24 protein-coding genes are annotated in these 25,964 nt (G+C 53.0%); 16 read left to right on the top strand and 8 right to left on the bottom strand.

What is annotated here, in order from left to right; translation table 11 throughout:
* Positions 1 to 9 precede the first annotated feature (9 nt).
* From nadC to JT719_RS12245, 9 genes are all read left to right on the top strand, one after another.
* Positions 10 to 873 carry a carboxylating nicotinate-nucleotide diphosphorylase gene (gene nadC, locus JT719_RS12285; RefSeq protein ID WP_207433638.1) on the top strand — a complete coding sequence of 288 codons (864 nt, stop codon included), beginning with the start codon at positions 10 to 12 and terminating at the stop codon, positions 871 to 873.
* A 132-nt stretch (positions 874 to 1,005) separates the two neighbouring features.
* Positions 1,006 to 1,605, top strand: a complete 600-nt coding sequence (locus JT719_RS12280; protein ID WP_207433637.1) for a hypothetical protein — start codon at positions 1,006 to 1,008, stop codon at positions 1,603 to 1,605.
* Positions 1,606 to 1,650: 45 nt separating this feature from the next.
* On the top strand, positions 1,651 to 1,947 hold the full coding sequence (locus JT719_RS12275) for a hypothetical protein (RefSeq protein WP_207433636.1): 297 nt from the start codon (positions 1,651 to 1,653) through the stop codon (positions 1,945 to 1,947).
* Positions 1,948 to 2,028: 81 nt separating this feature from the next.
* Positions 2,029 to 2,319, top strand: coding sequence for a heavy metal-binding domain-containing protein (locus JT719_RS12270; protein WP_207433635.1), 291 nt, complete (start codon positions 2,029 to 2,031; stop codon positions 2,317 to 2,319).
* A gap of 64 nt (positions 2,320 to 2,383) precedes the next feature.
* Positions 2,384 to 3,118, top strand: coding sequence for an SAM-dependent methyltransferase (locus JT719_RS12265; RefSeq protein WP_207433634.1), 735 nt, complete (start codon positions 2,384 to 2,386; stop codon positions 3,116 to 3,118).
* 2 nt (positions 3,119 to 3,120) lie between these two features.
* Entirely contained in the window at positions 3,121 to 3,906 is a 786-nt protein-coding gene (locus JT719_RS12260; RefSeq protein ID WP_207433633.1) for a ZIP family metal transporter, read from the top strand.
* Positions 3,907 to 4,141: 235 nt separating this feature from the next.
* A complete protein-coding gene (locus JT719_RS12255; protein WP_207433632.1) occupies positions 4,142 to 4,816 on the top strand; it encodes a DUF2939 domain-containing protein in 675 nt (224 codons plus the stop codon).
* A gap of 96 nt (positions 4,817 to 4,912) precedes the next feature.
* Positions 4,913 to 5,743, top strand: a complete 831-nt coding sequence (gene purU, locus JT719_RS12250) for a formyltetrahydrofolate deformylase (protein WP_207433631.1) — start codon at positions 4,913 to 4,915, stop codon at positions 5,741 to 5,743.
* Positions 5,744 to 5,929: 186 nt separating this feature from the next.
* Positions 5,930 to 7,831, top strand: coding sequence for a redoxin domain-containing protein (locus JT719_RS12245; RefSeq protein ID WP_207433630.1), 1,902 nt, complete (start codon positions 5,930 to 5,932; stop codon positions 7,829 to 7,831).
* A gap of 94 nt (positions 7,832 to 7,925) precedes the next feature.
* On the opposite strand, the gene JT719_RS12240 is transcribed toward JT719_RS12245, so the two are convergent.
* The 3 genes from JT719_RS12240 to JT719_RS12230 form a co-directional block, all read right to left on the bottom strand.
* The gene (locus JT719_RS12240; RefSeq protein ID WP_207433629.1) at positions 7,926 to 9,293 is read right to left on the bottom strand and encodes a deoxyguanosinetriphosphate triphosphohydrolase; all 1,368 of its coding nucleotides are present in this window, start codon (positions 9,291 to 9,293) and stop codon (positions 7,926 to 7,928) included.
* A 168-nt stretch (positions 9,294 to 9,461) separates the two neighbouring features.
* Positions 9,462 to 11,540 (bottom strand): IPT/TIG domain-containing protein, encoded by a 2,079-nt coding sequence (locus JT719_RS12235; RefSeq protein ID WP_207433628.1) that lies wholly within the window; start codon positions 11,538 to 11,540, stop codon positions 9,462 to 9,464.
* A 688-nt stretch (positions 11,541 to 12,228) separates the two neighbouring features.
* Positions 12,229 to 12,630, bottom strand: coding sequence for a YciI family protein (locus JT719_RS12230; protein ID WP_207433627.1), 402 nt, complete (start codon positions 12,628 to 12,630; stop codon positions 12,229 to 12,231).
* Between the two features lie 197 nt (positions 12,631 to 12,827).
* Here JT719_RS12230 and JT719_RS12225 point away from each other — a divergent pair, with 197 nt between their 5' ends.
* The 4 genes from JT719_RS12225 (at position 12,828) to JT719_RS12210 (ending at position 17,690) form a co-directional block, all read left to right on the top strand.
* The gene (locus tag JT719_RS12225) at positions 12,828 to 13,286 is read left to right on the top strand and encodes a hypothetical protein (protein ID WP_207433626.1); all 459 of its coding nucleotides are present in this window, start codon (positions 12,828 to 12,830) and stop codon (positions 13,284 to 13,286) included.
* Complete coding sequence (locus tag JT719_RS12220) at positions 13,258 to 14,400, top strand: hypothetical protein (RefSeq protein WP_207433625.1); 1,143 nt, start codon at positions 13,258 to 13,260, stop codon at positions 14,398 to 14,400. The genes JT719_RS12225 and JT719_RS12220 overlap by 29 nt, the downstream gene beginning before the upstream one ends.
* Positions 14,401 to 14,472: 72 nt before the next feature.
* Complete coding sequence (locus tag JT719_RS12215; RefSeq protein WP_207433624.1) at positions 14,473 to 16,659, top strand: prolyl oligopeptidase family serine peptidase; 2,187 nt, start codon at positions 14,473 to 14,475, stop codon at positions 16,657 to 16,659.
* A 185-nt stretch (positions 16,660 to 16,844) separates the two neighbouring features.
* Positions 16,845 to 17,690: a LytR/AlgR family response regulator transcription factor gene (locus tag JT719_RS12210; RefSeq protein WP_207433623.1), complete on the top strand. Its 846-nt coding sequence runs from the start codon at positions 16,845 to 16,847 to the stop codon at positions 17,688 to 17,690.
* 64 nt (positions 17,691 to 17,754) lie between these two features.
* Here the strand turns inward: JT719_RS12210 and JT719_RS12205 are convergent, their stop codons facing one another.
* Complete coding sequence (locus JT719_RS12205; RefSeq protein WP_207433622.1) at positions 17,755 to 18,453, bottom strand: hypothetical protein; 699 nt, start codon at positions 18,451 to 18,453, stop codon at positions 17,755 to 17,757.
* A 182-nt stretch (positions 18,454 to 18,635) separates the two neighbouring features.
* Positions 18,636 to 20,714: an acylase gene (locus JT719_RS12200; RefSeq protein WP_207433621.1), complete on the bottom strand. Its 2,079-nt coding sequence runs from the start codon at positions 20,712 to 20,714 to the stop codon at positions 18,636 to 18,638.
* Between the two features lie 331 nt (positions 20,715 to 21,045).
* Between JT719_RS12200 and JT719_RS12195 the strand changes: the two genes are divergently transcribed.
* The gene (locus tag JT719_RS12195) at positions 21,046 to 21,522 is read left to right on the top strand and encodes a GNAT family N-acetyltransferase (RefSeq protein WP_207433620.1); all 477 of its coding nucleotides are present in this window, start codon (positions 21,046 to 21,048) and stop codon (positions 21,520 to 21,522) included.
* Between the two features lie 139 nt (positions 21,523 to 21,661).
* On the opposite strand, the gene JT719_RS12190 is transcribed toward JT719_RS12195, so the two are convergent.
* Positions 21,662 to 21,967, bottom strand: coding sequence for a DUF4286 family protein (locus JT719_RS12190; protein ID WP_207434294.1), 306 nt, complete (start codon positions 21,965 to 21,967; stop codon positions 21,662 to 21,664).
* 92 nt (positions 21,968 to 22,059) lie between these two features.
* Here JT719_RS12190 and JT719_RS12185 point away from each other — a divergent pair, with 92 nt between their 5' ends.
* A complete protein-coding gene (locus tag JT719_RS12185) occupies positions 22,060 to 22,869 on the top strand; it encodes an energy transducer TonB (protein WP_207433619.1) in 810 nt (269 codons plus the stop codon).
* 47 nt (positions 22,870 to 22,916) lie between these two features.
* Here JT719_RS12185 and JT719_RS12180 read toward each other — a convergent pair whose 3' ends face one another.
* Entirely contained in the window at positions 22,917 to 24,152 is a 1,236-nt protein-coding gene (locus JT719_RS12180; RefSeq protein ID WP_207433618.1) for an MFS transporter, read from the bottom strand.
* A gap of 206 nt (positions 24,153 to 24,358) precedes the next feature.
* Between JT719_RS12180 and JT719_RS12175 the strand changes: the two genes are divergently transcribed.
* The gene (locus tag JT719_RS12175) at positions 24,359 to 25,246 is read left to right on the top strand and encodes a TraB/GumN family protein (protein WP_207433617.1); all 888 of its coding nucleotides are present in this window, start codon (positions 24,359 to 24,361) and stop codon (positions 25,244 to 25,246) included.
* A gap of 154 nt (positions 25,247 to 25,400) precedes the next feature.
* Here JT719_RS12175 and JT719_RS12170 read toward each other — a convergent pair whose 3' ends face one another.
* A complete protein-coding gene (locus tag JT719_RS12170) occupies positions 25,401 to 25,955 on the bottom strand; it encodes a hypothetical protein (protein ID WP_207433616.1) in 555 nt (184 codons plus the stop codon).
* Between the last annotated feature and the right edge of the window lie 9 nt (positions 25,956 to 25,964).

Raw genomic sequence — 25,964 nt, 5'->3', positions numbered from 1 at the left:
TTTTGCAGCGTGAAAGCATCCTACCTTACCCAAGAAGGCATTAGGGCATTTATCCGGCAGGCCCTGCAGGAAGACGTTGCCGACGGCGACCACTCGTCACTGGCCTCCATTCCCGAGAGTGCCCAGAACCAGGCAAAGCTCCTGGTGAAAGACCGGGGTGTGCTGGCCGGCGTAGAGTTGGCGTGGAAAATCTTCCATGAAGTGGACCCTACGTTGAGGCTGGAGGTGTTTTTACAGGACGGCGCCCAGATCAACCGCGGAGACATTGCTTTTACTGTGCACGGCAAGGCCCAGTCTATCTTAACGGCTGAGCGTTTGGTGCTCAACTGCATGCAGCGTATGAGCGGTATTGCCACCTACACCCAGAGCCTGGTGAAGCTGATTGAAGGAACCGGCGCCCGTTTGCTGGATACCCGCAAGACTACGCCTAACTTTAGGATGATGGAGAAATGGGCCGTGCTGATTGGCGGCGGTACCAACCACCGGTTTGGGCTGTTTGACATGATCATGCTCAAAGACAACCACGTGGACTACGCCGGCGGCATCAGGCAAGCCATTGAAGCCACGCACCGCTACCTGGAGAAACTGGGCAAACCGCTCAAGATTGAGGTGGAAACCCGCAACCTGACCGAAGTACGCGAGGCGCTGGAAACAGGCGGCATCCACCGTATCATGCTGGATAACTTTGAGGTAGACAAACTGCGCGAGGCGGTGGAACTGATAGGTGGCCGCTATGAGACCGAAGCCTCTGGAGGTATAACCGAGGAAACCATTAGGGCAGTAGCCGAGACCGGTGTCAACTTCATTTCAGTGGGGGCATTGACGCACTCTAACCGCAGCCTGGACCTGAGTTTGAAAGCGTTCAAAGATTGAGGGGGTGTAACAGTCCACTACTTTTAAAATATCGTAAACAAAAAAGAGAGAAAGAGGAGAAAGCAGCCGTCGTGAGTTTAAAAGCCTGTTTCCTAGCGCTTCACAGTTCACCGGCTGACATTAATTAAAATTATGCAACATCCAAATCAAAGAGGGGGGCAACGGGTTCAGCAACAGCAGCCTTTCAATCCGCTGGCAATCCGTACGAAGAAGAACCAGCTGGACAAGAACGATTACGCTAAAATGGCGTTGGGCCAGGTCTGGAAGAAAGAGTGGTGGAGAGCCCTTATTCCGCTGGTGCTTTTCTCTCTGCCAGCCGCGGTTGAGTTCTCCTGGTGGTGGGTGGCCGGTGCCGTTATAGTGACTGTTCTGTACGTACTGGTGCGTTCTGCCCAGGTGATGGGCGTGACCCAGATGGAGCAAAGCAACGTGCTGTTTGAGCGCGTGATGTACGAGATTGACCAGCGCCAGATCCTCATGAAACGCAATGACCGCGAAGGCATGGCCCTGCAGTGGGACATGATTGACCGCGTAACCCAAACCAAAGATGCCTACCAGATGTACCTGAAAGGCCCTACGCCAGACCAGTTGCCCAAAGGCTGGAAAGGCTGGTTAGCCAAAACCTTCAACGTGCCGGTGTTCCTGCACCTGCCTTACAAAATCTTCAACAGTCCCAATGATTTAAAACTCATGGAGTCTCTGTTGCGCCGTAAAAACCTTATTCCTGCATAAGCGTCTAAAACAATAGAACCTGTTTCAGACTTAATTTCCCTAAAAATGATAAAAAACATTCTTTCCGTTTTCGCAGTGGCTGGTGTACTTGCACTGGCTTCTTGCAGCAGCGAGCCTTCTGACCTGCGTCCTGAGGTAAAAGTTTCTGATGACTACGTGCCACCAGGAATGCGCAACAACACCTCTAACATTGACAACGCCAGCAGCGAAGAAGAGGTAACCCGCGAGGATGTGCACATCAACCATGACGAGCACGAGAACCCAACCAATACCAGAAAACAGGAAGAAGTTGCTCCTGCCCAAAAAAGCAACCAAAAAGAAGCGGTAGAAAACCACGAATAATCAACCTTGTTCAAAGCCCGTTTTTGACTTGTTTTTCTACAAACAAGCCAAAAACGGGCTTTGGCGTATCTTCTATTTTCTATGAGAAAGATTTTCTTCACCTGGGCACTGGCCTTGTCTGCAGTAGTCTCTGTTTCTTCCTGTAACAATGCCTCTTCCGGTGACCAGCCAGAAACAACTGCCACGGAGCAGGAAGGCGCAGCCCAGGACAGCACGGCTGCCGGCACCCAGACCCAGCAACTGGCTTATATCTGCCCAATGGAGTGCGAAGGCAGTGCCAGCATGGAGCCCGGCAAATGCCCGGTGTGCGGCATGGACCTGGAGAAAAACCCCAAGTACCAGGCAAGCGCTGACACCACAGCCACAAGGTAAGTTCTGCCCGGTGAAAAGGCACCGGAACGCTTAATGCCTTCTCACCTCAATTCCTGCACCCTGCATGACACATCCGGCAGAATGGTTTCATACCTGGTTTGATTCTCCGTATTACCACATCTTGTACAAGAACCGCGATGCCCAGGAGGCGCAGCGGTTCCTGGACAATCTGTTGCGTCATCTTCGGCCCAAACCCACCTGTAAACTCATGGACCTGGCCTGCGGCAAAGGGAGACACTCCATTTACCTCAACCAGCAGGGCTATGATGTAACCGGCCTGGATTTGTCTGAGAAGAGCATTGCCTATGCCCGGCAGTTTGAGAACGAGAAGCTGCACTTCCACGTGCATGACATGCGCGAGGTGTTTCGGCCAGAGACCTTTGACTTTGTGTTCAACCTGTTCACCAGCTTTGGGTACTTCAAAGCCGATTACGAGAATGTGGTGGCTTTGCGGGCTACTACAGCCTCTATCAAAACCGGCGGCAAGTTCATCATTGATTTCATGAACACGCCCCGGGTAATCAACAGGCTGGTGGCCAGGGAAACCAAGGAGGTAGAAGGCATTACCTTCCATATTACCAGAAAAGTAGAGGCGGGCTTTATCTTTAAAACCATTCGGTTCCAGGACCAGGGCCAGTCCTATGAATTTATAGAAAGAGTGCGGGCGCTCCATTACCATGAGTTTCTGGAGTACTTCCAGATGGCTCAGTTGCGGTTGGCCGATGTGTTTGGGGATTACCACCTGAACCCGTTTGACCCCGAGAAGAGCGAACGTATGATTTTCATCCTGAAGAAATAACCATGATAGTAGCGGTCTCCGTTCTATTTAGTACTGTATTGCTGGCCGGTTGGCTGGTGCGTTTTCTGCCCCAGAATAACCAGCGATGGCTTAAATTATTGCTGGCGTTTAGTGGGGCCTATCTGTTTGCCCTCACCATCCTCCACATTCTGCCCGATGTGTTGCTCAGCACCGAGGACCCGCACCGCGTAGGTTTCTACATTCTGGCCGGGTTCTTTCTGCAACTGGTCCTGGAAGTATTCTCGCACGGAGTAGAGCACGGGCACATCCACGCGCACCCCGGCGGGCACCAGGACCATCACCATCAGCACGCCGTGCCGGTTCTGTTGCTGACTTCTTTGGTCATCCACTCCTTTCTGGAGGGCAGCGTGATGGTGCAGAGCCGAATGGCCGCCCAGCAGGTACATGAGCATTTGCACAGCCACAACCACGTAGGCGATAACTTCTACCACATTCTGGCGGGCATTGCGCTGCACCACATTCCGGCGGCTATCGCGCTCATGTCAGTGTTGGTGGCGCGGCTGCATAGCTTTAAGAAAGCCTTTGGGTACTTGCTGCTGTTTGCGGCGGCCTCGCCTCTGGGACTACTGTTCAGCAACTATGTGGCCCTGGAGAAACTTCTCTCCGGCGAGGCTTACACGGTGCTGTCTGGCCTGGTGGTAGGAAACTTCCTGCACATCTCCACCACCATCCTGTTCGAGACCAGCCCAGAGCACCGGTTCAACCGGGGCAAATTGCTGGCCACCCTGGCCGGGGCTTTGATCGCCATTGGCGCCGGTATGCTGTAGGTAAGCAAGTTCACTTCTGAAATATTCAGAGCCGCTTCGCTGTTTCTGGCTTTCTTTGAAGGAGGCTAGAAACAGCGAAGCGGCTTTTCTGTGCCCGTTCAACGCGGGCGTACTTCTTCGTTTCAATGGTGTTTTGGCTGAAATCCAGAAAAAACGGGTTTGTAAAGCGGTGAGTATCGGCGGATGACAGGAATTTCCGTAGAAGTAATTTACCTTGTGATAGATCACCTTTCCTATGAAGAAAACAATGGTTTGGCTCTCGGTGCTGGTGTTGGTGGGGGCCGTAGGTTTCTGGCTGTACAAACGCTACGCGCAGGGACCGGAATTCTCTTTATACCAAATCAAGAAGGCAGTTGACAACCGAGACATGGCAGCGTTGGAAAAGTACGTGGATGTAGACCGTACCACCGCCAGTTTCCTGGACCAGGCCGTGAAGGCGGGCATGGCCGAGCTGCCGCAGAAAGAACAGGCCATTGCGGCTATGGCGCTGGGCATGGCCATGGCTTCCAAGAAAGGCGAAGTGCTGCAGGCCCTGCGGGGCGGCATTGAGCAATACGTGCAGCACGGCAAAGCCGGAAACGGGCCGCCCGCCCAGATCAGCGAAGAAGAGTGGCAGCAGTTGCAGCAAGTGTTGCCCGTGCAGAAGCTGCTGGAGGAAAACCCGCTGCGCAACAGCCGGCTAGAAGGCATCTCCTACGTGAACCGCGAAGATTCTGTGGCCGTGGTGGGCTTGGATCTGCGCGTGCCCTCGCACCCCAGCCCGGTGATTGTGGAAGTGAGAATGCGCGATCAGGGGAATTACTGGCAGGTGGTGGGCTTGCCTAACGCCGGGGCTGTGATGAAGCAATTGGGCCTGCTGGAAACCTTCAAAAACCTCAGGAACCTGCCACAGCTGCAACTTCGGCTGTGAAAACCTATCTTTCTCTAAAGCTATCCATCTGCTTCTGTTTTAAGGCTGGTTTGCGCAAAAGAGCCTTAAAGCAGAAGGTCTTCACTTTCTCAATCCATGGTGCACATTTTACTTATTGACTGCCCAGACCGCAAAGGTCTCATCTTTACCATTACGCAGATCGTTTTCAGAAACAACCTCAACATTACCAGCAACGATGAATTTGTGGACCGGCAGCAGAATCAGTTCTTCATGCGCGCCGAGCTGGCCGGAGACGTAATGCCCCAGAGATTGGTAGAGGAACTCCGGGCCGAGCTTCCGCCCGAGGCCAACATCCGGTTGGTGGCCGAACGGAAAAAAGACATTGTGATTTTGGTTACCAAAGAGCACCATTGCCTGGGCGATCTGCTGCTGCGCCACGAGTACGGTGACCTGAACGCCAACATTCTGGCGGTGCTGGGCAACTACGCTGAATTGGAATCTTTGGTGTCCAGGTTCGGGATTCCGTTCCATCACATCTCACATGAAAGCAAAACGCGCGAAGAGCATGACCAGGAAATGAGCCAGGTGATTGCGTCTTACAAGCCAGAATACGTGGTACTGGCCAAGTACATGCGGGTGTTGAGCCCGGGGTTTGTGGCGCAGTTCCCTAACCGGATCATTAACATCCACCACTCGTTTTTGCCCGCGTTTATCGGGGCCAATCCGTACCGGCAGGCTTATGAGCGCGGTGTGAAAATCATTGGGGCTACGGCGCACTTCGTGAACAGTGATCTGGACGAAGGGCCCATCATTGCGCAGAACGTAATCCAGGTGAACCACACCCAAGGCGCTCGGGACATGGCTCAATCGGGCCGAGACGTGGAAAAGATTGTGCTGGCGCAGGCGTTGAAGCTGGTCTTCGCGGAGAAGGTGTTCGTGAGCAACAACAAAACCATCATCTTCTAAGCTGCCCTTCTCCTGAGTAAAACAGGAACGATTTTGCCTTGTTTTTAGGAAAATATCCCTGAAATACAGAAAGTTAAATCTATGTTAAAGGGCAGGGCTTTCTAGGTTTACTCCTATTGTTTCTGCATATTTACTTAAGCCGTCTCCGGTTCAGGAGAGGTTTTACCCGGCTAACCTTTGCAGCGTATGAAAAAGAATTTACTACTAGTGCTGGGAGTATTCAGCAGTGTGCTGGTGCAGGCCCAAACCCCCTCCGGCTCTTTCACCCTCAAGCCCGAGAAGCCCAAAGTAGGACAGGAAATCAGGTTCAGCTATAATCCGGCCGGAACTTCCCTGAGCCATGCCGCCTCCGTAACCGCTCAGGTGTACGCCTATGATGACCATAAGCCCAAAGTGCAGGAAATCCCCCTCAAAAAAACCAGGCACGGCTGGGAAGGCCGCTTTAAACCCGCTCCTGAGGTAGACGGAGCCATCCTTACCTTCCGGGAGGAGGAAACCATTGACAACAACGGCGGCAAAGGCTACGCTTTTTACCTCTATGACGCCAAAAAGCAACCGGTGCCCGGCGCAGTGTACGGCATGGCTGCGGCTTTTTCTGAGTGGGGCCCCATGATTGAGATGGACCTTGACTACAAGAAAGCGCTGGAGCTGCTGGAGCAGGAATTAACCAACTACCCAAACCGCAAACCCGATGTCCTGCAAACCAAGCTGTATGCCCTGCTTTCGGCTTACAAAGGCGAAGAGGGCAAGCAGAAAGTAAAAGCCGAGCTGGAGGCGCTGAGCCAGCAGAAAGACTTAACGGTGAAGCAACTGGGCATGCTGGCCAACTTCTATGACCGCCTTGGCGACAAAGAGAAAGCCGCTCAGTACGCCGCGCAGATCAAAGCCCAGGAACCAACTGGGGAGTATGTGCAGAACGAGCGCATGATGGCGTACTACATGGAGAAAGACCCCGAGAAACGGAAAGAACTGGCGATAGCCTTCGCGAAGGATTTCCCGCAGCACGCCCACCTAGCCAATATGCTGATGGGCATTCCCCTGGAATATGCCTCAGAGGGTAAATGGCAGGAGTTTGATGCCTTTATGGCCCAATACCCCGTGGTAGCCACCGCTAACGTCTACAACTCGGCGGCCTGGCGTTTGTATGAGAGCGGCGAGAACCTCTCCAAAGCCAAAGAACTGGCTCAAAAAGGCTACCAGATAGCCCAGAAAGAGGTTGCCCAGCCCAGCGGCAAGAAAGACGACCTCATCACCGAGACCGACTGGAAAAGAGGCCACCAGATGAGCTTAGGCCAGGTAGCCGATACCTACGGGGCCATTCTTCTGAAGGAAGGCAACCGGGCGGAGGCCGAAAGATACCTGGCCGAAGGGTACCAGTTCACCCGCGGCAACAACCCGGAAATCAATAACCGCTACGCCGAGGTGCTGGCTACCGGCCCCGATAAAGCCAAAGCCCAGAAGGTGCTTGAAACCATGGTCTCCAGCGGGCACGGCACTTCCAAAATGAAAGGCTATCTCAAAGACCTGTACACCCAAACCAACGGGGAGGCCGGCTTTGACTCTTACTGGACCAAAGTGGAAGCGCCCGCCATTGAGAAAATGCGCGCCGACCTGAAAAAGAAAATCATGCTGGAAAAAGCGCCATCTTTTGAGCTCCGCGACCTGAACGGCAACGTGGTTTCCCTGGCATCCCTCAAAGGCAAAACCGTGGTGGTAGATTTCTGGGCTACCTGGTGCGGCCCGTGTATTGCCTCTTTCCCCGGCATGCAACAGGCCGTGGCTAAGTTCAAAGACAATGACAAAGTAGCCTTTGTGTTTGTGAATTCCTGGGAGAACGGCGAAGACCGGCACAAGAAAGTCGCTGATTTCATCTCCAAGAAGAACTACACGTTCCAGGTGCTCATGGACGAGGAAAACAAGATGATTGATGCCTACAAAGTATCGGGCATCCCCACCAAGTTCATCCTGGACGGCAACGGCAACATCCGGTTCAAGAGCATGGGGTACTCCGGCAACAATGACAAAACCGTGCAGGAACTAAGCATGATGATAGACATGCTTCGGCCGGAGGCCATGGCGGTGAACTGAGGCTTGGCCAAGTATTTAAAAACAGAGAGGCTCCTGGTTGTGACAGGAGCCTCTCTGTTTTTAAGCTGATTCTGAGAAAACAGGACCGAAACTGTTAATACATGCGGGGCAATTCAATCCCTTTGATCTTGCGGAACAGACTAATGGCGCTGCTATCGGTCAGGCCTGAGATAAAGTCTGTGGTGTTCATGATTTTCTCGTAGGGTTCCTGCGGAAGCTGGCGCCCAGGGCTTAGGAATTGGTCAGGCACCAGGTCCAGGTATTTGCGGTGTTTTCCGGAAGAGGGCTCAAAAACGGCTTTCAGGAAGATGTCTAACAGGCCGCCTAGCACATCAAACCCGGCGGCTTCAATCTCCAGCACGGGGCGGTTTCGGTAGATGCGGTCAACAGAGATTTTCTTGATCTCATCCAGGGCCGCTTTCTGCTGCACCAAATTGATCAGGGAAACATCAAAGGTACCGTTCAGGATGACTTCTTCGTGGTCCAGGAAAATACCGGCGCACTCATAAATCAGGTTGTTGATGATGACCGCGCGCCACACGCCCAATTGTTCCCGCCAGTCATAAAAGGTGGTGCTGTGCACTTTATCGGGGCGCTCGTTCAGGAGCGGGCGCAGCAGTTCTCTGGCCTGCTCAAAGGGAATCAAGCCCAGGCGGCAGCCGTCTTCAAAGTCAATGATGCGGTAACAGATATCATCGGCGGCTTCTACCAGAAACGCCAGCGGATGGCGGTGAAATGCGTGCTCGCCGTCTGGTAACATGCCCAGTTCTTCGGCAATCTTTCTGAAGTGAGCCTTCTCTGTTTGGAAGAAGCCGTACTTCTTCTCGCTGGCGCGTTTGGTGCCTTTGACCACCGCATCTGAGGGGCGCGGGTATTTGGTAAACGTGGCCAACGTACTGTAAGTAAGGCGCATGCCACAACTGCCGTTACTCTGCCCCGGATACGTATGCGTCAGGATTCTAAACCCGGCGGCGTTGCCTTCAAAGTTCTGCAGGTCAGAGATCTGGGCGGGGGTTAGGCCTTGCAGGAAACCGGCTGCCTCGGGGCTTCTGAAATAGGCCGAAATGGCGTCTTCGCCGGAGTGGCCAAAGGGCGGGTTCCCGATGTCATGCGTAAGGCACGCGGCTGCCACCATGTCCCCAAAGTCAGATTCCAGCATGCCGGGGTGGGCCTTCTGAAGATGTGGATGGCGCTCCAGCAGCGTTTTGCCCACCATGCGGCCCAGGGACCGACCCACGCAGGAAGTCTCCAGGCTGTGGGTAAGCCGGTTGTGCACAAAATCACTCTCGGGCATGGGCATCACCTGCGTTTTGTTCTGCAGGCGGCGGAAAGGGGTGGAAAACACCAGGCGGTCATAATCGCGCTGGAACTCTCCGCGCACAGACTCATCGGTGGCGTGCTTCTGGGTTTGGGCATCAAAGCGTTTCTTGGAGATCAGGCGCTCCCAATTCATCTGTGGCATGGCGTAACTCTAAAACCCTAAACTACTGCTAGCCATCGTTCTGTGCAACCTTCAGGGCCGTAAAAGAAAATCTCCGTTTCAGGGCTGCTTTATGAAAAACAGGCCTGAAACGGAGATCACAGGAGAGCGTATGGGTTCTGCTTTCAGAACTAAAAAGACCCGAGAAGCTTAGTCAAGTTTCAGATACCGGATGACACCATTGCCGCTAGGGGAAGTCCACCGGATAAGGAACAGTCCGCGGTTGGCGTAAATCTTATCCTCGTCTTCTTCCTCGTCTGAGCCACTTGGGAACAGCGTAATGTCATAGCGGTTAGATTCAGGAGTAACCGGCACGCTAAAGCTGCGGTAGAAACGGCCGGTCACATCATAGATGGCCAGTTGTACCTGTTCTTCCTGCGTGGCATTGTAATAAAAGGATGTCTGGTTTCCGCCGGGGTTTGGCGCCAACTGGATCCTGAAGCCCGGACCAGCCACCTGCGCTACCTCTGAATACTCTGAGAGGTTAGACGACCTGACTACCCGCAGGCGATAAAAGTTCAGGTTCTGATAAGGGTTAGGGTCTATGAATTCATAGGTACTGGGGCTGCCCTTAGCCGGTACGGTGCCAATAGTGGTGTAGGTAGAAGCGTTTCCGTTAGGGCTTCTCTCTATGATGAACTCAACAATGCCCGGTTCGTTTTGGGTGCTCCATTCCAGGCGTACCCGGTTGTCTGCCAGTAATTCCCCTTCCAGCTCTATCAGTTCAATTGGAATAGCGCAGGCATCAGGCGATTTCGGTTCCATCAGGTCTACATCACAGGCAAAAGGCACCAGGCTGCGGGTAATCACGTAATTACCGCCGGCAATGTCATTGGTGGGGTTCAGGGTGCGCGAAGACTGCCCTCTGCCCACGGCGTAATGCATCACGGCTCTTGGCAGAATAAGGTGGCTCAGCTGATGGCCGTGCCCCAGTTCATGCACCACTACCGACTGGAAATCGAATTGCTGATTGGTAGGGGCATCGGGGCCAAACTGCCAGTTGAAGTTAGGGGCGTATTCCATGTCAATTTCACTTACCCAGAAATTCACCGTGGTCCCGCCTATGATACACCCTTCGTAGCGGCTGATGGTGCGGCCTAATACGTTGGCCGGAAGCTCGCCGTTATTAGCGAACCTGATAGCGTTGATCTCGTCATCGGCGGTGCTGGCCACCGGCACGTTGGAGGCTGCTACCCAGTTCACAAACGTGGTGCAGGACCACTCATTCATAGCGCGTTTGAAGGCGTACAGCGCAGGCGTGTTGCTCTCAAAGCTGGCCCCGAACCGGAAGGTGTAGCCACCCTGCCCGTTCTGCGAGATAAGCCGTGGCTGGTAACTCTGCAGCGGAATGTTCCGGTCCTCGTCTTCGTATCCAACGTTGGAATACGCAAACACAATGGTGACCGGCGTTGCCGAGGTAGCCGTATTGGGGTCATTGTTCACTACCCTGAACACGCCGGTTCCGGCCGTGCCTCCGTCCTCGCCGTAGGTAGGTACCTTCACGCGTATCTGCGTGTCTGACCAGCTTACATAGTCACTGGGCAAAGGCTTGATGAACGTTTGGCCTCCGTCATCGGCGTTGCGGAACTCCACGTACCCGTTGCCGCGCGTGGCCCCAAAGTTGGTTCCGTTAATGGTGAGCACATCCCCTACCCCGGCCCGCAGGCTGGTGGGGCTGAAAGTAGTAATTGCCGGAATTAACCTGCGCTGGTTCTGGGTGGTTGGCTTCGCTTTCAGGGCGTTCTCCAGCTCTGGGTTGGCTTTGATGGTACGCAGGCTGATGCCCGCAATACGGGCCAAAGAACCGTGTACCTGCAACGGGATAGACGAATACTCTGCAAACGGGTCTTTAGCCGTGCCTTGCGGCAGTTTATACTTAATGAAGCCCTGCATGCTGCCAAACACAGAGTAGCGGGCCTTGGCCGCTTTCCCGGCCGGAGATTTAAGGAAGAAGACACCCTGCTCCTGTGACTTCAACTGAAGGGTAGCCGAGTAAACGTGAATGTCCATGCCCACTCTACCGCCTTCGGTTACAATCTCCACCGTGTTGGAGCTAGGCGATCCTTTGAATACTTTGAAAATCTCCACCTGGTGTGCGGTGTAGATGTTGTGGTGCTGATCGTCCCAGAAAGAGCGCTGGCTTGTTACTTTCCCTTCTACCACCAGATCTGCGGCAGTTACCCGTTCCTCCAGTGACAAAGGAATCAGCAGACATACATCCTGGGCCATAGCCGTGCCCGGAAGCCAGATTGAAAGACCAAGTATCAGGAAAAAGGCTAAGGAAAGTTTCTCTTGAAGGGAAGAAAAAAGGCGGGTAAACCTATGCTTCATAATAACCATTGATTGTTAAGGCGGAACTAGGATAGCAACGTGGAGTCCTCCGCTCAAGAAAGATACTGGTCCGGCGACACCAATGCAATATTAGTACGGATATATACTTCCGGTGGATGGGGAATTGAAGGGCATCGGGTATAAAAAATTGAGGCACCTACCATTGCTGATACATGCCTCAATAAGCTAAACAGAAACTACTTCAGGATAGAAACGGGCAGTGCCGCTGTATATTGTTGAGTCGTAAGAAAATATATGGCTGTTTTGAAGCCGTTTTCCTGAAAATTGACCCGAAATCTGAGGGATAAGCTGCTTTGAACAAGTGCCGGATGAGGCAGAAATTTTTAGACGGTCTGGTGACCGTTATGGCAATGGCATCTGGTAATTACAAGGAGTTTTCTTTCGCGGCCAGGGAACTGCCTGAAAACACAGCGGGATTTAACTTGGCTTGTTAAATCCCGCTGGTACGTACACAACAACTATTACGCCCTATAAACGGAAGCTTGTTGGGGTATATTGTGTGGTTGCAAAATTTTTTTTCGGTTTTGGGGCTGTTTTCTGCAAAGGGCGCCAAAACGAGTTGGGCTTACTGCAATTTGGCGCCTTTCTGGGCATACCAGGGGTGCAGTTCCATGACTAATCGGCCGGCTTTCACCGCCGGGTCTGCCTCCGTGAGGGCTTTGGCTTCTTCCATGGTACGCACGTTGAAGATGAAGATGCCCCGCAAATCGCCATCGTCCAGGAAAGGACCGGCCAAAGTGAGTTTGCCTTCGGCGGCCATTTTGTTGATGTGGGCCATATGCGCCTCCTGAATTTTGGCGGCAGTGAGCGAGTCATGCCCGCGGTTGGGGCCTTTCTTCAGGAATGCCATGTAATAGGTTTTCATATCGCCATCTGTGGGTTCTTTGGCGGCGGGTTTGGTTTGGGCCTGAACCGTGGCTGCCCCTAAAAGGAGCGCAACAAACAGGAAAAAGGGCTTTAGGTTCATGAGGATAGAAGTAGGCTTAGCGGAACGCTAAGTTAAGGTTAATCCCAAAGCTGCTTGCGGGGGAAATCGGCCATAAAAACAATTCTGGGTGAAGATTTCAGGAGCCGGATGGAAGCTGCCTGTGGGGCCGCGGTCCGGCTTTATTGGGAATATAGGAATACTTTGGCTAATATAGATCAACAAATTTGCTTCGGCGTATGCCCTCCTCTTATCGGCGTTTGGTTTGGCTTAGGGTGCTGGTGGTGGTTAGTATCATCGGCTCCTTATGCTCCTCGTTTACCCTTATCCAAGGCTGGGGCGAGCTGTACCCGTTTGCCAACTGGAAGCTCTTCACCCAACCCCGCGGCAGCGACAACCACTACAGCACCTACCGAATCTATACCCGCACCTCCGGGGAAAAGACCTTCCAACGACAAGCCGTGAGTTCCACCCGCACCTTTGACCGAGACGATTACGTCTACACCCTGGACTATTGGGTGAACCGCACCTTAGCTGATTCTGCTAGCAAAACCAACAGCAAAGCCCGGCTGCATACTTTGGTGAAGTACCTGCATCCAGAAGCAAGTGAATACCGCATCGTGCGGGAAAGCACCACGGTGCAAGAACTGCTGCATCACCCCAATAACTATGAAGCCGATACAGTGGTCTGGTTCTGATTCTATGGAGGCAACGGCAGAAAGAAAGCATCAGACCAGCACTCATGTCGTCAATAACCAATACCTGCGCGCGAGCATAGATTTCTTCTATGCCGAGCTGGCTTTGCGGCTCCTCACGTTTTTCTGGCTCTATTGGGCAGTGCAGAAGTTCAACCTGTACTTAGGCCGCCCGGCCGAGTTGTTTGAGCCGCTGAATATGGTAGGCCGGTTGGTGGCCCCTGCCTTGCCGCAAAAGGAAGTATTCTGGGGCGTAATGACCGTAGCGGCTCTGGCGAATGGGAGTAAGTTCTTCCTCAGAAAGGCGATCCTTCCACAGATGGTTTTGGCGGCGGCCTTGCTGTGGATCAACCTGGTGCTGTGGAGTTACGGCTATCTGCCGCACGTGAACCATCTGTTTTTGCTGGCGCACCTGTTTCTGATCTTCGTGGCGGTGGAGCGTCCCGCGGTGAATGCGCCTGACAAGTACCAATACGCGGGCATCAACTGGTTTTACTTCGGGTTGCTGTTCGTGTACACCTTGTCGGGGTTGTGGAAGATAGCGGCTTTGGGCAAGAAACTGCTGTCCCACTCGCCGGATGTGCATTGGCTCAAACCCGAGGCGGCCCTGTACAATGCGGTGGTGAGTTTCCGGGACTATGACCAGCCTTTTCCGTTCGCCCATCTGTACCTGGAGTATCCGTGGGTGTGGCAGATAGGGTTTGTGGTAACAGTGTATTTCCTAACCTCGGCGGTAGTGGCGGCGTGGCACCCTCCCCTGCGGCCCTGGATCGGCGCTTTGCTCATTTGCTTTCACCTCATCAACCAGTTCGCCTTCCTGATCTTTTTTGTGGTGACCTGCCTGACCGTTTTCTGCCTCTTTTTTCCATACAGCCTGATTTTCAGGAAGCATCAGACCCGATACAGTTTTCCGCGGGAAATTCGTTTTACAGGCCGGAAACAGCAGGCTTGCTATGTGCGCCAGTATGAGGACGGTGAGCAGGACGTTTACCTCGGCTTTGAGGCCTACCGGCAACGGTTGCTGGACCAGCGCTACTACCTGGCGGGGCTGCTGTATTTCCCCGGAGTGAAACCATTCACCGAACTCTACTGGAGAGTCATCCGCCCGAAATTTTAAAATGATTCATTTGGTGAGTAAATTGGGGAAGGCTGAATAGCTTTCGCTAACTAAAAACAAACCCGAAACAACATGAACAAACCGTCTGCGTTTCTATGCCTTGCCGCCTTTGCGGCAATCACCGGCTGCAAGACCAATGCTCCGTCGGCTTCTGTTTCTACAGATAATAAGGCCGCAGTGACGGCGGCAGCCACTGCTAAACCATCTTTTATGTACCCGAAAACCGAGAAAATAAACCACGTTGATACTTACCACGGCACCCAGGTGCCCGATCCTTACCGCTGGCTGGAAGCTGATACGGCCCAGAACGTAGCGGCCTGGGTCAAAGCCCAGAACGAAGTCACCTTTGATTACCTGGAGAAGATCCCGTTCCGGGAGCAGATCAAGCAGCGCCTCACCAAGCTGTGGAACTACCCCAAGTACGGCGCTCCGTTCCGCGAAGGTGACTATTACTACTTCTACAAGAACGACGGTCTACAGAACCAGGCGGTGTTGTACCGGCAGAAAGGCCTGAATGGCACCCCGGAGCTGTTCCTGGACCCCAATAAGCTGTCGGAAGACGGAACCACCTCGCTGGGTAGCCTGACCTTCAGCAAAGACGCCAGGTACGCGGTGTACACCACCTCCACCGGCGGCTCTGACTGGCGCGATGCCTACGTGCTGGACGTGGCTACCGGCAAGAAACTAGCGGATGAGCTGCACTGGATCAAGTTCTCCGGCACCAGCTGGCACAAAGACGGGTTCTTCTACAGCCGGTATGCGGAGCCTACCAAAGGTTCTAAAATGGCCAACAAGAACGAGTACCACAAAGTGTACTACCACAAAATAGGCACGCCGCAGAGTCAGGACAAACTCATCTGGGAAGCCAAAGAGCACCCGCTGCGCCTGTTATTTGCCGGCACTACCCAAGACGAGAAATACCTGATTTTGACTGCCTCTGAAGGCACCAGCAACAACAGCCTGTACGTGAAGGATCTTTCCAAAACCAATAGCCCCATTGTGCCGCTGGTGGAAAGCTTCGACAAAGAATACGGTGTGGTGGAGAACGTGGGCGATAAACTTATTGTGCTCACGAACCAGGGCGCGCCTAAGTACAAACTGGTAGAGGTTGACCTGAAAAAGCCGCAGCAAACCAACTGGAAAACTTTGGTGCCCGAGACCGAAAACGTCTTGAACTCGGCCTCTCTGGTGAACGGGCGCTTAATCCTGAACTACATGAAAGATGCTGCTACCTTGGTGCGCGTGCATGACACCAACGGCAAATGGCTGCACGATGTACAGCTGCCTACCTTGGGCACCGCCGGTGGTTTTGACGGGAAGAAAGAAGACAAGACGGTGTTCTACACCTTCACGTCCTTCACTTACCCCAGCGCCATTTACCAGTACGATGTGGTCACCAATACATCTACCCTGTTCCGCAAGGCTGAGGTAGACGTGGACATGGACGCCTACGAGACCAAGCAGGTATTCTACACCAGCAAAGACGGCACCAAGGTACCTATGTTCATCACGCACAAGAAAGGCCTGCAACTGAACGGCGACAACCCCACCTACCTGTACGCCTACGGCGGCTTCAACTCAGCAGTAACGCCTGGTTTCAGCATCTCGCGCATGCTGTGGCTGGAGAACGGCGGGGTGCTGGCCATTGCCAACATCCGGGGCGGAAGCGAGTACGGTGAGGCCTGGCACAAAGCGGGTATGACGCCCAACAAGCAGAACGTGTTTGATGACTTTATTGCCGCCGCCGAGTACCTGCAAAGCCAGAAATACACTTCGCCGCAGAAACTGGCCATTGCCGGTGGCTCTAACGGAGGCCTGTTGATTGGGGCGGTAGCCAACCAGCGTCCGGATCTGTTCAAAGTGGCCCTGCCGGCCGTGGGCGTGATGGACATGCTGCGTTTCCACAAATTCACCATCGGCTGGGCATGGGTGCCGGAGTACGGTTCCTCAGATGATCCGGCGCAGTTCCAGAACCTGATGAAATTCTCGCCCATCCATAACATCAAGGAAGGCGTGAACTACCCGGCCACGCTGGTGACCACCGCCGATCATGACGACCGCGTAGTGCCGGCGCACTCGTTCAAGTACATCGCCACACTGCAGGAGAAAGGCGCCGGACCTAACCCGTACCTCATCAGGGTAGACGTGAAAGCCGGGCACGGCGCCGGGAAATCCACCACCGCCCAGATCGCCGAGGCCACCGATGTCTGGTCCTTCACCTTCTACAACATGGGCGTAAATCCGTACGCGGCGCAGTAAGAACCTCGCATTAGCATATAGCCAAAAGCCGATATTCTCCTGGAGTATCGGCTTTTGTGCTTCTTTGGGTAAATCGGGCCTAAAAACGCAGGTAAGCTTCCATGTGAAAAAGAGCACCACCTGAGGTGGTGTCCTCTCCGACATATTTGTATCTTTAAAGAGCAATTTACCTTATTTCGGCAAGCATGGCACGTTACCCCGACCTGAAAACCAGATTGGCCGTGGCTCCCTTCCTGGGGCTGCTGTTCAGGCACGTGGGAGAGCCCGCGCCCCTCATTGAGCTATTGCGCAACCCCGATTATTACGCCGATCTGGGGGTGTGCATCGTCTCCATGTGGGTGCTGTGGGAATACAACCATCGGGTGATTGAACGGCTGGACAAACGCTATTCCTGGCTGGAGGCGCCCTTTGAGCGGGGAGTTCAGCAAGCGTTGCTGGGGCTGGGGATAACGGTGCTGTATGTCACGCTGGTTTCCTTTGTCTATAATGAATTCATCATGAATGCGCACCGGGCCGCGGTTTTCAACATCACGGTGGTGTTTGTGACCGATGTGCCCGTCTCTTTCCTCATATTCCTGAGCCTGCACCTGGTGTATATTCTGCTGCGGGTACAGCAGGAATACGAGGTCAAGCTCCAGGGCCTGCAGAGGGCAATGCCCGTTCCTGAGTTGAAACCAGAGGCATCGGCCCGCAACATCATGGCGCAACAAGGCAAAGCCTTGGTGCCGGTTCCGCTGGCCGAGGTAGCGTATCTCTACAAAGCCAAGGAACTTACCTTTTTGCGGACCTTCGCCGGGAAAGATTACCTGGTAGATGAGACGCTGGAGCACTTTGAGAACACCTTGCCCTCCGAGACGTTTTTCCGGCTGAACCGGCAGGTGCTGGCGCAGATGAGTTCCATTCAGAAATTCACCTCAGACGGAGCCGGCCGGCTGCTGATCTCGTTAGAGCCATCCTTCAAAGAAGAAGTTTTCGTGAGCCGAAGGAGAACCCCCGAGTTCAACGGCTGGATGCGGGAAGTGGCGGTATAACCCAACGGCTCCACCCTGTTTCAGGGCAATTTTCAGGAAAACAGGTTCAATACAGAGAAGAGCTTCAGGGTGCCAGTTCCACGTACTCCACGTACACGCCCAGCAGAATGTGCCACAGCAGGTAATGCGATAGCCTGATCAGCAGCGTAGCCAGGAACCCCGCTTTCTTGAGGTAAATGGCCTGCAGCAAGTTAAAGGCGAAGCCCGAGGCAAACGAGTACGCGACAAACCACCAAGCCCCGTCTGGGAACTGCTCCAACGGCTCGCGCAAGGCACTCAGAACGGCAATGCCCCAGAAGGCAATGCTGGCATATTTCCCTTTACAGATAATCCGTTCCAGCAGCAAAACCAGCGTGATGGGCACCAACCGATAGAAGACTTCCACATACAGCGCCCCTGAGAAATACAGCCCGATGGAGTAAGGAAACGGCTGCAGAAAGGGCGGAAGCTCGGTATACGGCTCGGGGTGCAGGATCATCTTCACCACCAGAATGTCCAACGCACCAAATACCAACCCAATGGCAACGGGCAGCCAGATCCTTTGCTGGCGGTACACGGTGGGTTCCCAGAGGTTGGGCAACCCGGCCTGGGGCTGTAGCCAGAGAAACGGCAGCGCCACCATCAACCAGGCTATCCCGTCAAGCCCCACGAGGCGGAGGTTAGGTGTGTTCTCGGGAAAGCGCTGTCCCCAGAAAAACGTGAGCACTACCAGTAACAGGAAAAAGAAAAAGGTAAATAGGGATTTGGTTCTTTGCAGGTGCATGGGATAAAATCGAAAAGAGGTTGAAATCAGAAAGTAGCATGATGAATAAAGGCACAGAGCTTCCCGTTTCTGGCCTGTTTTGCGGAAAACAGGCCAGAATGGAGTATCAAAAAGCGTGAAGGTGAAGCCGCGGTGGAGTCAGGCAGCTTTTTGCCGCCGCTGATGTACCGCTGAAAGAAGAACTAGGGATGGTGTTGCAGCACCTCTTTTTTCTCCATGTTCCGCAGGATTTCCTGTTTCTCCAGCAAGGCCGCACGGAGCTTCTTCTCTGACAGCAATTGGAGTTGGTCGCCGCGGTGTTTGCTGCCGGGCTGGGTGGCGTTGCCATAGCTGAGCAGCACCTGGGCTCTCACCTTGTCCCCGAACTCGGTGATGGCCACGTAGGAATCCCCGTGAAAGGCGTATTCCTTGTTGTCCTCGGCGCTGTAGTAGTACATGGCCCGGAAGACGCCGTAATGGCCGGGTGCGCCGTTGCCGGGCACGTTGTAATCACCTACCCTGAAGCGGTAAACATCGCCCCAGGCCACATCCAGGGAGCCATACTTTTTTTCTACTTCGTGGGCGGTGGTGACCAGCAGGGCCACGGCTTTCTGCGGATCTTTGAGGCCGCCTGGGGTGGTGAACGGCTGATCGGGGTTCCAGGGCGTGGTAAACATGTCTTCGCGCAGCTTGTCAAACCAACGGGCGAAGAGGATGGCGCCTTTGCTGTGGGCCTCGGTCTGTTTGTCCCATTTCTGCAGCACGGCGGCGGCTCTCTGGGCCATAGGATCAGGGTGTTTTTGCACCGCTTTCAATAAATCATCCAGAAAACGGTCCGCCGATTCCATGCCGGTGTTCATCTTGTAAGCCACCAGTTCGTCAAAAGAGATAGAGGCATCTTCTTTGAGCATGTTCACGGCGCGTTGCGGGCGCAAAGGCGTTTCCTGCGGCGCCATGTAAGGCGGGAAATCAGCGGGTTTGAGGGCTACGGGGTAGGTGCTGGTCCAGGGCGCATCGTTGGCGTTCTGCACGAAACCAGTGCCGGGGTTGAAGACTTTGGGTAGGTCCTCGTAGGAATGGTAGGAGTTCCAGATGTACTTGGAGGACCGACCGTCTACGGTGCCGTTCCAGAAGGCCCAATCGCCCTCGCTTCGTTTAGGCACGTTGCCGTTGAACAGGTAAAGGATGTTGCCGGCTTTATCGGCGTAGATGATGTTGAACAGCGGGTTCTGCAGCATTTTGATCGCCGCTTCAAACTCCTGCCAGTTTTTGGCCTGTGCCATTTTGTGGTACTGCGTGCCTAGGAGTCCGTTCTCCAGTCCGGCAATGCGCACGGCATAAGCTTTCCCGTTCTTCTCTCCTACCACCGGACCGTGTTTGGATGAAGCAAGGACCAGGTTCTCCGTTTTCAAAGAGCCATCGGCTTGCCGGATCTTCAGCGGCACGGTCCTTTTCTCGAAGGCCTGAACTTTACCATCCAGCAGGTAGCCGCCGTTCTGCAGCGTGAGCTCGTAGCGGTCCGAGGCATCAATGGTGTTCACGGTGTGCGTCCAGCCCAGGTAATCATTGAAGGCGATGTTCAAAATAGGCTGCCCCACCAATGACACTCCGTAGGCGTTGAACCCCGGCGCCGACAAGTGCGCCTCAAAGAACACGAAGAAATTCTCCCAGGGCAGATGCGGATTGGTCACCAGCATGGCTTTCTTTGACGCCGACCGGGATGGCGCGATGGCGTAGGCGTTGGAACCGGGCGTTATCTCGCGCACCGCCGCCCTAATGTCATCGCTGCCCAGGAACTCCAGGCAAATGACACGGGAACTGTGGGCCAGCACATCATAAGCCGTAATAGGCAGCACCTGCTTTTTGGCCGGATCAATAGCTTCTGGGTGCATCTGGGCGTAGGCGTTCACCCCGCGCACGAAGGCGTCTAAGTGCTGCTTGCCTTCTAACGGTTGCTGGGCGTACTGCTTTTTGGCCGTTTCGGGCAAACTGAAAAGGTGTACCTGCTTGTCGGAATCGAGGTATTTGTCGCCCCAGTATTCCGAGGCGCGACCCCGGGCTTGTCCGTAGAGTTCCAGCAGGAGGTTGGCGTGGTTGTGCATCTGCGCCCACCCGAAGGCGTAGTACATCTCAGGGGTGTTCTGGCTATACACGTGCGGCACGCCATATTTGTCCCAGATGATTTCAGAGGGAGCTTTTTGGGCCTGAAGGTTGCCTATGGCCGTACCCAGAAAGAAGGCCAGCAATGCAAGGGTTTTGAGAGATGACTGTAATTGCTTCATAATGCCGGTGGTTTGACGTGGTACTTGCCGTTCTTTCGTTCCAGAATGATTTAAGCTTTTATTTTCCATATAGGTGTGGTTGTTTTTTGTTTCAGGGGAAAAGCTGTTTGGCTGTTTGTCTGGGACAATATTAACTCCATTGGAAACTGAAAACCGTCCTGATTAAGCGGATGAGACGTTTTCTGAGGTGAGTGGTAGGTGTTTGAAAGGTGAATGGCAGCCGGAGCCGGCTTGGTGAATTGGTGAAAGTGGTGCCGGAGCCCTTTTGGTTTAGGCTTGTGGAGACGTAATTTGCAGCACCATCGGCCGATAGGCCGTTTAAGAAAGCATTATGAGTTTAACTGTATCTGTCCGTAGAGGAACCGAGGCCGATCTATCCGGCGTGCATGCCCTGATTGTGGAATTGGCGGTTTATGAGAAAGCCCCCAACGAGGTTTCCAACACCATTGAAGACATGCGCCAGGATGGCTTCGGGGAGAAGCCGATTTTTGAGTTCTTCGTGGCCGAGTCTCCGGAGGAAGGCATTGTGGGCATCGCGCTGTATTACACCGCTTACTCCACCTGGAAAGGCAAGATGTTGTTCCTGGAAGACATTGTGGTGACCGAGCGGCACCGGAGGAAAGGCATTGGCCGGTTGTTGTTCAACGAAGTAGTGCAGGCTGCCAAAGAAGGAAACTACAAGCGCATGAAATGGCAGGTACTGAACTGGAACGAGCCCGCTATCAACTTCTACCGCAGTATAGGCGCCAACCTGGACGGTGAGTGGATCAACTGCAATCTCACGGCAGAGCAGCTACAGCGGTTTTAAGCCTGTTTACACCAAAACAGCCCGAAAAGCAGGAGGTGCTTTCGGGCTGTTTTGGTAAAAGAGAGGTAAAAACAGAAGGAACCTATCATTTAGGTTCGCTTTAATGTGCTAAGAACTGGGAACGAACAACTATCGCTAATTACCCTACCACTTCCAACACGGTTCTGAAAGCGGCGTACTGACCGGCGTATTTGGCCTGCATTTTAGCTTGCATGGCTTGGTCATGGTCGCGGTGGTATTCCATCAGGTCATCCATGTGGCGGGCGAAGTATTGCACGGCGTAAGTAGTCCCTCCGGTGTCTTCCTCCTCCATCACTTTGGCAATCTGGAACTTTATAAAGTAAGTAGTGGCCATCACCTCCGGGATATGCGTTTCCTGCATCCACTGGAGCCACTCAGCGGCCACGGCGTTGTCTATGCTAACGGTTTCGTTGAAAAGAATCATTTCCAAAAATACTGCTTATCTTGCTATAACATACAAAAGCGTACAAAAGGTGCCTTGCAAACCAACGCACGTCTAAGTTTATCTAAAATCTAATGAGAAAAATTTTACTAGCCATGCTGTTATGGCTAGGTGGCGCTGCCACTGGTTTTTGCCAGACAGATTCCACCATTATCTACCTAAACACCGATTTTGATCAGGTCTCTAAAGAGGAGGCTGCGTATTATAGAGTTGTTCGGATCACTGACCCTGGTACCGGCCGAGGGTATAGGAAAGATTTTTTCATTACCGGAGAGAAGTTTGAGGAAGTAAATTTCAGCAAAACAGACTCTGTACGAGACGGCTTGTCCCAAACCTGGTTCAAGAACGGACAACTGAAAGAAAAGAAACAGTATGTGAAAGGTAAGCTGGAAGGGAAATCAGCAGTATGGTTTGAGGACGGCAAGAAGAAATGGGAAATGACTTATAGAAACGGGGAGTTGCATGACACCTTAAAGACCTACCATGCCAACCAGCAACTCAAGCGCCTGGACGTATATGCCAATGGAAAGCTGCTGCGAGGACAGTGCTTCAATGAGGCGGGAACATTGGTGCCTCATTACCCTTTTGAAGTGATGCCTGAGTTTCCTGGGGGGCAAAGAGCCATGTTCCAGTTCCTGGCCAACAATATGGAAATACCCAAAGACATGCGGAAAGGCCGGCAGAACGGACATGTAGTCCTGTCCTTTATGGTAGGAGCAGATGGGGAACCAGGAAACATTAAGGTAGTGAAAACAACCCATGCATCATTGGCTGCGAATGCCATACAGGTGATTCAAGCCATGCCCCGTTGGCGCCCCGGGATACAGGATGGTGAAAAGGTGCCCGTAAGGTACACGGTTCCTTATAACATAAAGGTAAACTAAACAGATTTCCATTTAGGGGCTGTTTTCACCAAAACAGCCCCTAAACGTTACTCTACGTAGTCCAGGTCTTTGCTGAAACTCTCAGGCAGCGTGCTGATGGAAACCAGGGCGATCAGGAGGGTGATGGCGCCCAGCAGTGCGGCGGTGGTGAGCAGGCCCAGATCATCTTGCAGGCCTTTAAACGAGAGCGTAAGCGCCACTACGGCCCCGCGCACGAAGTTGGGAACAGTGGTGGTTACCGTAGCCCTGATATTGGTCCCGAACTGCTCCGCCGCAATAGTCACGAATACCGCCCAGTAACCGCTCGCGAAGCCCAGAGCAACGCACAAACCGTAGAAGTACGTTTCACTGGCGCCTTGGGCCAGCAGAAACAACGCAATAATTCCCGCCAACAGGAACAGAAACAGCACCACTACCTTTTTGCGGCTGCGCAGTTTCTGGCTTAACAGCCCGCTAGCCAGATCGCCCAGGGTAAGGCCGAAGTAAGAAAACGCAATGCCTTTGGCCGCGGAAATGGGCACGGTGATTCCCAACGCCTGGCTGATCTCCGGTGAAAAGGTGATCAGTACGCCAATCACAAACCAGATGGGCACGCCAATCAGGATGCATTTTAGATACCTGAAGAAGCGGGCCCCGTTAGTGAACAGACTCAGGAAGTTGCCTCGGGCTACTTGCTGCTGCTGCGCTTTCTCAAACATACCAGATTCATATACTCCAATTCTCAGCAGCAACAGCAGCAAGCCTAAGCCGCCGCCTACAAAATAAGCTGTGCGCCAATGGAAATATTCGCCAATCACCCCTGCCAGAATGGCCCCCGAAATACCCACCGAAGCGACAATGGTGGTGCCATACCCTCTTTTCTCTTTCGGTAAGACCTCAGAAACCAACGTGATGCCAGCGCCCAATTCACCGGCTAACCCTATGCCCGCAATCAGCCTAAGCCAGGCGTAAAGCTCCAGATTAGAAACAAATCCGTTAGCAATGTTCGCGGCAGAGTACAAAAAGATAGAACCGAAAAGAACGGAAATTCTGCCCTTCTTATCGCCTAAAACTCCCCAGAAGATACCGCCTAGCAACATGCCCGTCATTTGCATATTTATTAGGTAAACACCGTCTTCTAGCAGCGCGGTAGCATCTGTGATACCTAAGTCTTTAAGGCTTGCTATCCTTACAATGCTGAAAAGAACCAGGTCATAGATGTCTACAAAGTAGCCTAGGGCGGCTACAATAACGGCAGTATTCAGTAATTTGCTTGTAGGAGCCGGAGTAGTGCTGGTGTGCATGCAATAAGAGGGAAATTCTGTTTGTAGAACTGTTTTGTACTTTTGCTATAAACCTGCATATATAGTTTAAATGCTATAATTGCTTTATCTCCAGTTGGTTAGGTTTGGTCGCGTATTTATACCGTTTTATCGGAAAATTGGCTAAAATCATATTGCGCCCTGAAAAAAAGTTATACTTTTGTTGAAGTTATGTAACCTTCATCTCTATGGGCACGTATAAAGGCGCTTTTTTTTGGTTGTTCATCGTTAGCTTGTTCTTTGGGATCACTATCCCGAAGAATGGCGCTTGCGAAACCCCCGGTACCAAAAAGAATTCGCTGCTTTGGAAAGTAAGCGGCAAAGGGCTAAAGCCTTCTTATCTCTATGGTACCTTTCACCTGGTGCCTAAAGAACAGTTTGTTCTGCCTAGTAAGGTAACACAAAAACTGGAAAAATCAGAAACCGTGGTCTTTGAAGTTGACCTGGACAGCCCAAAACTGACACGGTTGCTTTCCAATTCCATGCGCATGAGCAAGCCCATAGAAACTTTGATGACGGCGCAGGACTATAATCTACTGTCTCAGTTTGTGGAAGATTCCTTGGAGCGCAGCCTGCAGCAGTTCCGTTACATCAAACCCGGTTATTTAGGTCAGTTGTTGCTGTACCCAAAGCTGTTGGGCTACAACCCTGAGTCATATGACTTGGAATTGCTGAATTTGGCCAAAAAAGCCCGCAAGACGGTGTATGTATTAGAGTCGCCTGAAGAGCAGGTAGCTTTGTTTGATAAAACCACCCTGGAGTCACAGACTTCGCAGTTACTGAACAGCGTAAAACAGTTTGACCGCCAGCGTAAGCTCATGAAGAACATGCTGAACCTGTATCAGCAGGAAGATCTGGCCGGGCTGTATGCCTTGATTATGTCTCAGGAAGATGGCGAGGAGTCACAAAAGCTGATGCTGGAGGAGCGCAACAAGAAATGGGTAACACCTATCATCAACATCATGATGAAGAAGCCTTCTTTTGTAGCGGTTGGAGCCGCGCATTTACCTGGCAAAGACGGGTTAATTGAGTTGCTCCGGGCCCAAGGATATAAAGTGGAGCCTGTGCTGGAATAAGCGGTACTACTCTTAAGATAAGCAAAAAGGGTTGGTTCTCATTTGAGCCAACCCTTTTTGCTTAGGCGTATTCAAGTTCTTTTCCTGAAAACAGGCCTAAAACAGAGAAGGCTCCGGTATTTGCCGGAGCCTTCTCTTGTAGTGCTTATCTCCTTTATTGAACGGTAATAGGGAAAGTAACTTCTGCGTCTGTTTCACCGGTGTTAATGGTGCTGGTAGCGCTTTTTTGGTTGGGTTGGTGCTTCAGGACTACTTGCAGGTTGCCGGTAGAGGCTGCTGCCGTGGTGATTCTGGTGTGAATGCCAATGGGGCGGTTGTTGCTGTCGGTGTCATTGTAAGCCACCGTCAGGTTCAGGCCGTTGGAAACTACGTAGAAGAATTGGTGCTCATCGCCTTCCTCCTCTACTTCCTCGGTAATGTCCTCGGCGGGGTTCTTAGACTCATCCAGCACTTGCACGGTCACTTCGTAGGTCTTGTTGGCGGCCAGCGTAGCGCCGGTCACGGTTGGGGCTGCGCCGCCATCGCCGTCCAGGTCACGGTACGTGGCGGTTACGGTAGTTCCTCCGCCCTGGGGAACCATGGTCAGTTGCAAGGTGGTAATCAGTTCTTCCTCGTTGGTAGGCACCGGGTCTTCGTCATTGCTGCACGAGGTCAGGAACACAGAAGCAGCGAACAAAATAGCGAGGGAAGGTTTCAAAAATGATTTCATAGGGATTTA

The organism is Sabulibacter ruber, assembly GCF_017355955.1.
Lineage (GTDB): Bacteria > Bacteroidota > Bacteroidia > Cytophagales > Hymenobacteraceae > Nibribacter > Nibribacter ruber_A.
This window is presented reverse-complemented; position numbering and strand designations above follow the sequence as displayed.